The following is an 11,536-nucleotide window of genomic DNA, read 5'->3' as shown; positions in this document are numbered from 1 at the left end:
CGCCGTAGATCAGCTGCGCGACCGCCGTCAGTTTTTTTCGCGAATCCCCAGAACGGCCTCGGTAAGTGCACGATCGACGCCTTCACGCACGGGGCGCTGGCGCAGCAACCGATCGCGGGTCTCATCCGAATAGACGACCTCTTTGCCGTCCTTGCCCTCGATGCCGCTCCAGCCGACCCAGTATTTCGAGATCCGGGTGCGCACATCGGCGATCACGTCCGGGATCGTTTTGGCCTCGGTCTTGCCGTAGATTTCCAGCTCATCGGCAGGCAGTTTGAACACCCCTGTAAAGCTGGCTTCAATATCGCCCCCGACGGTGGGATATTTGACGGTCACCGGCCACTCGAAGGTGTAGTTCTCATCGAACACGAACATGGGTCTCTCCTCAGCTGAAGCGGTACTCGACTTCGTCGTCGGCACCGGCGACGGTCGGCAGGAAATTGAGGTTCAACTGCACACCGAGATCGCCGTCGATTTCCTGCTCGGAGGGTGCGGTGATCTGCACATTCTGCCCCGTGACAGTGATCGTTTTTCCGACCTCTGTGCCGAGTGTAAAAATCAGCGCTTCTGTCACCTGATCATGAACCATGGTCAGCAGGTCCTTGGTGGCGAGATCGGGATGTTTCACCGTCATCGCGCCGGTGAACTTGCGCGCCGTCAGCTTGGTACCGACACAGTTCATATACTCATTGACCTTCGGATTGCGCCCATCGGTGAGCGAGAAGCTGGTCACGCAGAGCTTGGTGCCGCCCAGAGTGAAGGCGAACATGTTCTCCGGCGTGCAGAGCAGACCGCGCGGCCAGCCGCTGAACTCATGTGTTGCAGCAACAAAGGCTTCCGGTGCCTGGTACTGACCCTGACGGGTGAACGAGAAATGGGCACGCTTGTTCACCGTGGCTTCGAACCCATGCGAGCCGCGCACGCCGACCACGGTCTGCATCTGAGCCCCGTTGCGGATCTGCATGGTGCAGGACGGGATCGCGCTGCCGGTCGGCAACGGGGTGAAGACGGTGTCGCCCTCGTCATCGGCCATTTGCATCGCGGAGGACTGGAGAAGATGCGCATAGGCAGGCACGGTGGATCCGGCTCCAAACGCGGCTTCGACCTTGTAGGTCGCGCCTGCACGAATGTTTTCCAGATCGAGAAGTTGTGCGCCCTCCTTGCCGGTCAGGAAATCCTGTTCGGCGTAATCCGCATCGAGCTGATTGAAAGTCACTTCACGCGCAAGGATGCCATCAGCGACGGTCGTCGCCTCGGCAGTGCCGGAGGTGGTCTCAAGAATTTCACGGATCACCCGCTGTTTCCAAGCTGCCATATGTCAGTCTCCCAATGTGATGCGCCGATCAAAGCGCAGGGTGTAATCGTCTTGCCAAAAGAGTCCGCCCTGAGCATCGATGCCGCTCTGAAGCTTGCCGCGTTTGAAGCGAAAGGCGGTCAGGCCCGGCTCGGCGATGTATTTGCCGAGACTTTGCAACACTGCCGCACGGATCGGGGCGAGGGATGTGGTCGCGGCAGCACCGGTGGTGTCGGCGATATCGCGCACGGCCATGATCACGGCGACGGTGGCCGTGACCTCCTGCTCGATCAGGTCGTCGGCCATGTAGGTGACGTCTTTGGCGTCCTCTCCGAGCAGGACCACAAAAGCCGACGGATATCGAAGAGAGCGGACACCAACGCGCCCCAGATCTGCGGAGAGGCCAACCAGTTTGAAATCGGGCACGGTCTCTTTTAGTCGGGTCTGGACGATCTGGGGATCAAGCTGAAACATCACGCCGTCCCTTCAAGACGCTCATCAAAATACACAACGGCCAGATCCTCGATGTCGGCGGCTTCATCCTCGGACACGCCGAGGTAAGGGCGTGCGGGAATGGTCACGGAGCCGACGGTCACGGTCGCGCCATTGGCCAGAGTGAAGTGAAGCGCGCCACCATTTTTCGCGGTGATCGTCGCACCCGCCTGATGCACTCCGGCGTAGATCATATTCGACCCGACAACAGCCTGATCAGCGGAGGCCTGCTCGTTGATTGACTTCATCAGCACCCCGCTCTCATGGAGCGTGGTGCCTTGCGACAGCTGTGCGCGCAGGCTCTTCGGCCAGGGCACGCCCTCGGGCGTCAAGTTGGTGCTGGAGATGCGCTCAACGGCACCATTGACCAGAACGGTCCCGATCTGATCCATCAGTTCGGTCATATCGGACGCACCGGCGGCGGCGCGGGCCAGTGCAGCACGCGGGGCCAGATCGTCCAGGTGAACTGTGAGGCTGACGCCGGTCATCTCAGAAGCCTTTCAGACTGTCGCGGGTGAACTGGCGCTCCGGCCCGTCGGTCATCGCCACGCCGGGCGAGGTAAGCGTGCTGTCGCCATCGCCGTCATCACCGATGGCGGTCTTGCCATCAGCAATGGCTTTGAGAGTCGAGATCGCATCCTTGCGGAGCGTCTGATAGGTCTCCATGTCATGACCGAGGTTCACATAGAGCCGATGCATCGCGAGATCGCGGCAGATGACGGTCAGGATATGTGGCGTCTCGGCGAGTGGCAGCGTGACCACCTTAGCGATGAACGTGTTGATCTCCGCCGTCGCATCGTCCAGCGCCTGCTCAAGGCGGATGTCCGAGGCGGCGTCAGCCCCCTCGAAATCCGTCAGCAACACAAGGTCACTAGGCGGGATCACCGCCTTGAGCTGGTCGACGCTGGCATAGGGCACGGGACCGTTACTCCGAGAAGGTCACGGTGAAGCGCGGATCGCCCTGAAGCTGCTGAACCTGCCGCTCGGTCAAATCCGCGACCGACAGGGTGGTCTTGCCTTCATCCCAGCGGCGGCCCGCGCGACGACGACCGCCGGAAACGTGACAAACCACGGTGATCTTCGGATCGGCGGGAACCTCGACTTCGCTGTCGTCTTTGGCGGCCTCCTCGGATTTCGCCGCAACATCCGCTTTGGAAGCCTCTGCGCTTGCACCGGCATCCTTGCTGACATCCTTCGAGGCTTCGGCGCTGTCCGTGGTCGCCGTCTGTTCCGCATCCTTGGTGGCGGCGTCGACCGCCGTCTGGTCCTTGTCCTGGACGGCATCCTTGGCCGGATCAGCTGCAGTGTTGGCGTTGGTCTGGTTGGTGGTCGTTTTGCGAGCCATGTCGGGTCTCCTGAGTGTGTTGGGTGAGCAGTTTTTCAGGCGTGCTCAGGCCTTCGGGCGGTAACGAGGGGGCGTGTTTCACCTACCTTCAAAGGTCCCCAAATGGGTGCTGACGGACTTGCGGCCCGGATCAGACCCCCTCTCTCTGGTGCATGGGTCATTTCATCAAAGGGGCCAGAGCGTTCCGGCCCCTCGGGAAAATGACGCGACCTGTTGACCTCAGAGGGTCAGGCGGGTCTCGACGTGCAGTTCAGCAGAGCCGCGCCAGACGTTGGTCTCTCCGGCAGCATTGTTCTCGCTGAGCAAGATTTTGCGCCCGGCACCCTCGTTGACCGCCGAGACGATCAGTTTCTTGGGTTTGAGGTTCAACTTGCGGCCACGATGGCCGGTCATCGACTTCATGGCTGCCACTGCCGCCGCATAATTTTCTTCGGTCAACGGAAGTCGCGATGCGTAGATGAGCTGCCAGGCACCGAAACCGGCGGCGCAGCGGCGTTTCGCCCCCCAGACGAACTCGTCATTGTTGAAGACATTGTCGTCGGTGAGGCTGGTCTTCGGCGTGATTTTCGGCGCTTCGCGATCCTGAAAGATCATCGGTTTGATCACGCGACTGTCGTCGACCAGGTACCAGGCCGCGTCGGTGCCGCCCTGAAAGTTCGAAACCGACTGCTCATTGCCGTTCTCGTCCTCAACGGGGTGATCCGCATCAAAGAAGGATTGGCCATCATAATGTGCCGTATCGAAGCCACTTTCGAGCTTTTCCCAGATCAGATCGTCGGGCAGCTCTGCCGCCACTTGCCCCATGTCACCGATGATCGGTGTGAAAATGCCGTATTCGTCATCAGCGATTGCTTCGGCACTGACCCCGATGGTTTTCTCGAACTTGCGGTTCGAGATGGTGAAACCGTCGACGCTCAGCCGCTCGATGAAACGTTCGCCGATCCATTCCCGCATCGGCCCCATCTCGGACAGTTTCGGATAGCTCTGATTTTTGGTCGTGGAGTTGACCGTCATGGCGATCATGCCATAGGTCGTTTCCACCCCGGTGAGGCGGGCGTTGAAGGCGGTGTTGAAGGCCGTGTTCAATGCCGCCAGAGATGCGTGGTTGATATCCATGTCAGGGATCTCCTCAGAGGATGTCGATGACGACGCCCGCAAGCGTCACATCGAGGCATTTACCGGCGATCAGCGTGCCCGCCGCGCCAACGGTGTTGTCATCGACGACGTAGACGTCGGTCTCGATGTGGGTGCGGTTGATCGTGCCGTCATTGGCGACAACGAACGGGCCTTTCTCGATCGGCACAGTGGTGTCACCGGCGGCGCCTTCCGAGTTGTCGGCGCTGTCCAGCGCGACGCCGCGCATCACGGTGCCGGTCGGGATCGCCGGAATGGCATTGCCAGCGGCATCGAGCGCGACCATCGCGCCGGCATAGATTTTGGTTGCGGCAGCAACCGGGTCGACAAAGCGGCGACCTTCCCCGACGCGGGTGCGCGGGGCATTTTTGGCAAGAGCCGTCATGTCAGACCTCCTTCATGCCGTTGCGGGTTTCGAGAAACTTGTCTTCGGCAACCCCGGTCAGAGACGCCACCTGACGTTCAACGTCGGTGAGCTTCTCGGTTTTCTTCGGCGGCTGCTGACCAGCGATTTTCTTGGGCGCAGCTTTCAGCGCAACGACGACGGGCGCCGAGGCGGCCCAGTTCTCGAAGGCTTCGATGTCGGCGGAGGCGAGCTGCGTGGCCCAGCCTTCCATCGCAGGCGTCAGCTTGCCTTCATCGCGCGCCCGCTCCAGCGCTGCTTCGGTCTTGTCCTCGACGACGCCTTTCTGGACGGATGCCAGCTGGCCTTGCAGGTCCTGGTACATAGCCATCGGGACGAATTTGCTCGGGTCGGGCGCTTTGTTGCCTGCCTTGAGTTTCGCACAGACCTGCGTCACGGCGTCATCGCCGGTGACACCGGCGGCCTGCGTCACCGAGGCAAGTTGGGTGTCGGCTTGGTGCAGCGCCTCAACGCGCTCCACGATCTTATCGGGCTCGTCAGCCGACAGGCCGAGAAGCTCCGCGATCTGGTCGATCGGGTTCATGTTTTCATCCTTCGATGCAATTTGACGAATTTCGGGAAGCGCCGGGTTGTTGACGAGACCGGCCCCCTCGATCAGAACGACACGCCCGTTGGAGCGCAGCGTTTTGAAGACAGGCGAAAGAAAGCGGTAGCTCTTTCCCTCGATGGCGCGACGGCCATCTTCGGTCCATTCGACCGATGCCATGACACTCTGACCCTCGATGTGCATGCCGGTGATCCAGCCCGCCGCACGGCTGTCCGCCGTGCCTTGCGGCGACATCGAACGATGATCGAAGTCGATCGGCAGAACATTCCCCGGAGCCATCTCAAAACTGGCGGCGATCACCGCATCGACATCGGAGGGGTCGAGACGCAGGCTTTCCGCAACCCGACGATCCGAGAATGCGAAACGCAGATCTCCGACCGGCATGATCTCGATCTGGTCGGGCACACCAGAAGGCAGCGGCGCGAGCGCGCAAATATGTCGGGCTGTTTTGCTCATGACGGCATAAATGTCATGAGCGGTCAGAAAATGGGCCGGGGATGGAGTTCAGGGGCATATGCCCCCTGACCCCCGCCACCTGCAGGGAAGGATTAAATCGGGAAGGTGTTTAAACGGGGCTCAGCGCGTTCAAAAAGGCCCGTAAGGCAATTTGCGGAGCGTTGCCCCGGATATGCCTTTATGACGCCTGTGCGGCCATTTTATCGGAGGTGTCGTCCAACAGGTCAATCATGGTCTTTGCGTGATCGATTGCAGCGTCACGGCCCACTGTATCCTCGGGGTCAGCTTCGAGATCCTTGAGGCGCTCTTTCCAAGCCTCAAGGTCGAAGAGATCCGGTGATGGTCGCAGTGACAGTCTCATTCGATCAACCTCTCGATCAGATCGGCATGTTTCGCAAAAAGCTGTTTGAGCCGGTCCGTCAGGCTATAAGTGTAGTGGATTGCCCCCCTCTGGTCCAGATAAAGCGCCAGAGCGTGGTGAGACAGATAAGCATAGTCGCTTTCGGACAGCTCCAGAGCACGCAGGATTGGCAATGCGCGGCGTGCAAAATCGGACATCTGCGTGCCAAAGACCTCCTGTCCGGGACGGGCGCGCCAGATCGCACCGCCCGGAGATACTGCGGAGATCGACCGAACACGCGAACTCTGAAGCGTCATCAGATCGTCGTAAGACAGCGGCGCATCGGTGACGTGGCTGTGCAGCAGCGTCATCCGATCCGCATCCTCAAGACGATTGCCCGCAGCTTCGAGCAGCGCATCAACAGACACTTTTTCCGGTGAGGCTGGATCGGCATCACGCTGCACATATCTTTCGCCATCTACATCGGAGATGATCAGGGTCTCCCGCCCGATCCCCATCTGCCGCAATCGCAGCCCCTGCAGCAGACCTCGCTCATAGGCCTGACGCTCTGTCGATAAATCCGGCATCGCCTCGGCGACACGGTCCTCGATGTCAAGCCAGGCCGCGCCCGGATTGTTGTCAAAGCCGGGCGTGATACCGTGTGGCACGTCGAAGACTTCTCCCGTTCGCTTATTGGTCCACGGGATTTCGTCGAGATCGATGGAGGGCGACACCTCCCGACCGTTCCGCTTCATCCAACCCTCGGTGCGCTGGATCACATAGCAACCACAGAAATACCCGTTCGGCGGATAGATCTTCTGCCAGATCGGATCGTCGACGCGCCAGATTTTGTCATGGAACCGTTCATGATCATGCCGCTTAGAAGGGCGCTCGATCTGGATATATTGCAGATAAGGGAAGGCTTTTTTCGTGCGCTGGATGCGCGCCCAGTGACCCGCGGCATGGGCTGTGCTCATGTTTGCCTGATAAATCGTGTGCAACCGGCGCAGCGATCCGAGCTTGACCGTCTCTGCCTGTCCGGTCAGCGGGTCGGTCATGATCGACTCGCCCCACCATCCGGCCTTTTGCAAGAGCGGTGTTACCTCGTCTTGAAACTGTTTGAGTGTGCGGCCCTCCGAAAGCGCCCGATCCAGACCTTCGCGCAGCACCTGAAGCACATCGTCGCGCATGCCCTTGGCCACCACAAAATTCCGCGCGTGCTCCTCGCGCCAGTGATCGAGATAGGAGAACCGCTGCAGCTGAGGCGCATAGCCTTTAGAGCGGAAATACTCGATCGCCTCTTTGTGGGGGAGCGCTTCCAGGGCGATCATGTGCGGCGCACCTCTGCTCCGACCTCACCGGCCAGCCGTGCCGCATAGGTTGCGCGGGACAGCCGCTCCTGAAGCGCCGGGGCCGCACTGTCCGAGAAGGCATCGAGGATGTCCTGCACCTGGTCAAAGTCCTCGGCCAGTGCCAAGGCTTCCAACAACTCGCTCAGATCGTCCTTCAAAACCTCCTGCAACTCACCGTCTGCCAGAAGCTCATCGACCAAAGCGTCAATGCTGTTTTGCGGCGCCGGACCGTCCTCCTGTTTCGACGCTGCCAGTTTCGACGCTGCCTGTGTCGCCGTATCGGCAGGAGGCTGGGGTGGTTCCTGAGAAGCCGGAGCTTTCAGCACCTCTTCATCTTTCTCGGGGCGGCGCAGGGCGAAGGCTTTGTAAATGTCGGCGGTCGCGATCCGCAGACCGAGCTGCGGGCCTTTCTCCATGAGCGTCAGGAGTTTGTCAGGGTCTGCCTGTTCCGGTGTGATGAAACTAATGACGGGCAGTTTCACATTGTGGCGCGGATCGAAGTTCAGGCGAGCCAAAGCTCCGGCAATGTCGCGTTGCAGAGACCCGGCCAGTTGCTCCGCATCGGCGTCCCGGATGTCGTCGCGCACTTCGTCATGCGTCTTGCCTACGGCATAGCCACCCGCGATTGCATCCGTGGTTCCGACCTGACCGAGCACGCCTTTAGAAAGCTGTTCGTCCCAATATCGCGCTTTGCCTTCGTAGAGCTTGTCGGTGCCGGTATTGGAGGCGGAGACGATCTCGACCTCCATGGATTTCGGCACGATGGCGGCCATATCCACGCCGATCTGACGCACCGCGCGCAAAAGCGTCTGACGATCCTGCACCGTGGCGGTGCTGTCGTATTTGCCGAGACGCAGCGGGTGCCCATATGCCTCGACGAAAATCGCCCAGTCCTTGATCGTGTAATTCTTGAACATGTAGGCCCAAGCAGCGAGCCGGGCGAGACCGCCACGGATCGGCAGGCCGGATTTGGCCTTGGCATAGTGGATCACATAGCCATTGAGGCGCAGATGCTGCGGGCCATCGTTGTCGCGCAAGTAGATGTACTTGCCATTCTCCTGGTCAAACTCGAACCAACGCGGATCGACCCATTCCAGCTCCTCGATTTCGAGATACTTGCCTTCGCGCTTCCAGCCGATTTCGCAGACCGAAAAGCCTTTCCCAATCGCGTCCATCATGTCGATGAGCGCGGACTTGACCGGCGCCGCATCCAGCGTTCGGCGCACCAGATCCGCCAATTCATCGGCGGCAGTGCTGTCGTCGCCGGGATCGACCTGAATATCCAGCGACCGGATCGCCCGCTTGCGCACCCCCAGAACCGCCGAATAATGCAGATCCTTTTCCTCGAACTGCTCGGCCAGTTCCAGATAGGAGGTCGCATCCCCGACTTCCGCTTCGCGCAGGATCGCGGCAAGACGCGGCGGCGTCAGCCCATCGGCCGGGTGGCCGGACTGGATCTGACGCACCGACCCGAGCGAGGCCACGGCCTGACGCTCAAAGAGGTCTGTTTCCGGGACCTGCTGCAGCGGTCGGCCAAATTGATCGAGTAGTGCCATCACCATGCTCCTCCGCCCCAACGGCCCGTGCCGCCGGAACTCTCGTCTTCATCATCATTGTCGGGGGCAGACCAGCGGGACCTAGTGCCGGGCACGCCCTGATAGGCGATTTCCGAGATTTCCTGACGGCTCGCAAAGAAGGCCAAGGCCCCGGCGATCGCGCTGTCGCCGTGCCGGTTCAGACCGTCTGTGCCCTTGAAACGGAAATCCGTCGGGATCTTGATCACACCATTCTCATAGGTGAGCGCCTGGTGGTCCCGCAGAACATCATCATGGCGTGCAAGCTGCACGGTCTTATCCCCGAAGGCCTCGATGTAGGGCGTCATCTCCCGCGCATACCAGTCTCGGCTGAAAGAGACTTCGATGATTGTCTGGCCGTACTTCTGGGCGGCTTTTTCGGCGAGATAGGCGCCATTGCCCCCCTTATCCATTGCACCTTTGGCAAAGCGTGGAATCCGGTCGCAGATGTAATAGAGGATCTCGCGCTGCTGATCGAAGGGCACGTTGTGGAGCTCAACCAGGAGCTTCCAGCGATGGACCAAGTCCACGCCTTCTTCGGCGATCACTATGTCGGTGGCGTCGCCCGTGCGCGCAAAGTCTTCTCCCATGAAATGCAAGCGCTTGGGGTCCAGATCCTTCAGGATCGGAAGCAGTTCTTTCTCACACCACTCAAGAGCGATGCGGGTGCGGACCTTTTCATCCTCGTTTCGAAAGTCATCATCGCAGACCCATTTCGCGATCGGGACTTCGTCCGGTTTGGCCATGCACTTCTCGATCTGCACGCGCGTGAGTGCCGCTCCGGCCGTGTCCGCTGGCACCGCATCGAGTTCCTGGCGCATTGCTGCCTTGCGTACCCCGTAAGCGCCACGAATGAGCGCTTCCCATGCGTCTTGGCCTTCCTGCGTCCACTCCCGCCCTTTCATGTAGCAGACGCGCTTGTAAAGCCCGTTTTCAACGGCCTTTGAAAAGGGGATATGATGGACGTTGAACGGGACCTTTCCGGCATTTGCTTCCTGCACCAGCTCATTGAACGGGTTCAGATAGCCATTGTGCGTCGAAATCACACGAACCTTGCCGCCCCAGATCAGAAGGGCGTTCACCGCGTCGATGACTTCGCGGACGTCTTGGTGAAACCCGGCCTCGTCAATGACCACGATCCCCTGAAGGCCGCGAATGTTCGCAGGGTTGGAGGACAGCGCCTCAACACGAAAACCGCTGGCAAACCGGATTCGGAAAGCGGTGATGTCTTTGGATGTTCCATCAGGGCGCTCGTCCTGAAAGATGAACTCCTCGATCTGCGCCAATTCTCCCGAAATCACCTTCGCGAAATGCGCCACATACCCGATGAACTCTCGGCCCTTGTCCTTGGTGTCGCCGATGTAGAAGACATTATCGCCACCAGCGGAGCGGGAGGCCGCCGCGATGAGCGTATCATTCAGAGCTTCGGCAAACGTGATCCCGGTACGGCGACCCTTTTCCGCGATCTTGAGATCGCTTTCGTCGTAAATCCATTCGAGCTGGTGATCCATGAGGATACCATCAGCGGTCGGGTCCAAATCCTCGGGCAGGTCATTGGCTGCGAGAAAGCCGTCCGGCACATGTGCGGGGTCGCGAGAAAGGACAGGCTCCTTGGGTGCTAGGGGTGCCTCGGACATCAGCGAAAGACCTCTTCCGCTTCTGCCCATGCGGCCAGATGGCGCTTTTCAAGCGTATCGGCGCAGAGAACGTCTGATCCTTTGTGCTGCAACAGATCGGGGCAGAAGTCACCTTCACCCAACCGCCAAAGGTGGCGGTAGTTCCCCGAATTCACGACGTCTCTCTCGCGCGGATAGACCTCGATGGCGCGCGCATCACGCCCCCAGACCTCATTCTTGATCCGCTGGATTTCGTCCCATGTGATCCTGCCATCATGGGCGATCATCAGATGCCCGAGCTGATCGTCAACTGTGACCTTAAACCCGGCAATGGTGAGGGCTTTTTGATGCAGAATGATCGACATCAGTTCTTCACCTTCTGAGGCTTCTTGCCGAGCAACTTATTACGCATGAACTCGACGCGGTCCTCAGACAGGCCAGCTTCGGCAACGGCACCGGCAAGGTTCTCCTCGACCTCTTTGAGCGCCTGTTCCCGCGCTTCTTTCGCAACACGCTCACGCTCGTCTGCGACAAGCTTTTCACGCACGCCGGAGGACTGCATGACATCCTTGAGCATCTTGCCAATGAAGTGCAGCTCCTTCGGATCGATCTCGTCGCCGTCCTTGGTCATCTGGGCCTGCATGACCTTGAAGGCCAGCGTGGTCACCATCTGGAAGAGCACGTTGTGACGCTGGGCTTCATCTTCGAGGCCAGCGTCCTGCATCCAGTTGACGGCCCATTCTGCGGCCTGTTCCTGCGCCTTGACGAAGTCCTCATAGCCCTGACCGAAGCGGTTGACTGTCGCGGGGTGCAGGGTCTCGTCAGAACCACGCGCCAAAAGGCGCGCATTCAGCTCTTCGGTGATCTCCACATAGCCGGAAAACCCGCGCTCACGCAGGGTATCCTGAAGCCAGCGGCGATCCTCTTCAGGCAGCAGGTCGATCTTGCGGGGCGGCGGCATG

General features: G+C 60.0%; 14 protein-coding genes. All 14 read right to left on the bottom strand.

The features are described 5' to 3' along the window. Window positions 1-27: 27 nt before the first annotated feature. Window positions 28-375, bottom strand: a complete 348-nt coding sequence (locus V1475_RS06485) for a hypothetical protein (RefSeq protein ID WP_479412075.1) — start codon at window positions 373-375, stop codon at window positions 28-30. Between the two features lie 10 nt (window positions 376-385). Then, window positions 386-1,315 (bottom strand): phage tail tube protein, encoded by a 930-nt coding sequence (locus V1475_RS06480; RefSeq protein WP_479412074.1) that lies wholly within the window; start codon window positions 1,313-1,315, stop codon window positions 386-388. Window positions 1,316-1,318: 3 nt separating this feature from the next. Further along, entirely contained in the window at window positions 1,319-1,768 is a 450-nt protein-coding gene (locus V1475_RS06475) for a phage tail terminator protein (RefSeq protein ID WP_479412073.1), read from the bottom strand. After that, entirely contained in the window at window positions 1,768-2,274 is a 507-nt protein-coding gene (locus tag V1475_RS06470) for a phage virion morphogenesis protein (RefSeq protein WP_479412072.1), read from the bottom strand. Before V1475_RS06470 ends, V1475_RS06475 begins: the two co-directional genes overlap by 1 nt. A gap of 1 nt (window position 2,275) precedes the next feature. Next, entirely contained in the window at window positions 2,276-2,704 is a 429-nt protein-coding gene (locus tag V1475_RS06465; RefSeq protein WP_479412071.1) for a gp436 family protein, read from the bottom strand. A gap of 7 nt (window positions 2,705-2,711) precedes the next feature. Further along, a complete protein-coding gene (locus tag V1475_RS06460) occupies window positions 2,712-3,131 on the bottom strand; it encodes an HI1506-related protein (protein WP_479412070.1) in 420 nt (139 codons plus the stop codon). 219 nt (window positions 3,132-3,350) lie between these two features. Beyond that, a complete protein-coding gene (locus tag V1475_RS06455; RefSeq protein ID WP_479412069.1) occupies window positions 3,351-4,247 on the bottom strand; it encodes a Mu-like prophage major head subunit gpT family protein in 897 nt (298 codons plus the stop codon). A gap of 13 nt (window positions 4,248-4,260) precedes the next feature. Further along, the gene (locus V1475_RS06450) at window positions 4,261-4,650 is read right to left on the bottom strand and encodes a hypothetical protein (protein WP_479412068.1); all 390 of its coding nucleotides are present in this window, start codon (window positions 4,648-4,650) and stop codon (window positions 4,261-4,263) included. 1 nt (window position 4,651) lies between these two features. Then, window positions 4,652-5,692 carry a phage protease gene (locus tag V1475_RS06445; RefSeq protein WP_479412067.1) on the bottom strand — a complete coding sequence of 347 codons (1,041 nt, stop codon included), beginning with the start codon at window positions 5,690-5,692 and terminating at the stop codon, window positions 4,652-4,654. A 357-nt stretch (window positions 5,693-6,049) separates the two neighbouring features. Then, window positions 6,050-7,363: a phage head morphogenesis protein gene (locus V1475_RS06440; protein ID WP_479412066.1), complete on the bottom strand. Its 1,314-nt coding sequence runs from the start codon at window positions 7,361-7,363 to the stop codon at window positions 6,050-6,052. Next, entirely contained in the window at window positions 7,360-8,940 is a 1,581-nt protein-coding gene (locus V1475_RS06435; protein ID WP_479412065.1) for a DUF935 domain-containing protein, read from the bottom strand. The genes V1475_RS06440 and V1475_RS06435 overlap by 4 nt, the downstream gene beginning before the upstream one ends. Next, window positions 8,940-10,595, bottom strand: coding sequence for a hypothetical protein (locus V1475_RS06430; protein ID WP_479412064.1), 1,656 nt, complete (start codon window positions 10,593-10,595; stop codon window positions 8,940-8,942). The genes V1475_RS06435 and V1475_RS06430 overlap by 1 nt, the downstream gene beginning before the upstream one ends. Further along, window positions 10,595-10,939 carry a DUF7694 domain-containing protein gene (locus tag V1475_RS06425; protein ID WP_479412063.1) on the bottom strand — a complete coding sequence of 115 codons (345 nt, stop codon included), beginning with the start codon at window positions 10,937-10,939 and terminating at the stop codon, window positions 10,595-10,597. The genes V1475_RS06430 and V1475_RS06425 overlap by 1 nt, the downstream gene beginning before the upstream one ends. Beyond that, complete coding sequence (locus V1475_RS06420; RefSeq protein ID WP_479412062.1) at window positions 10,939-11,535, bottom strand: phage protein Gp27 family protein; 597 nt, start codon at window positions 11,533-11,535, stop codon at window positions 10,939-10,941. The genes V1475_RS06425 and V1475_RS06420 overlap by 1 nt, the downstream gene beginning before the upstream one ends. Window position 11,536: the final 1 nt, after the last annotated feature.

The sequence above is a fragment of the Celeribacter sp. SCSIO 80838 genome (genome assembly GCF_056498065.1).
Note: the sequence above shows the minus strand (reverse complement) of the source record. Positions and strands in the feature narration are given on the sequence as shown.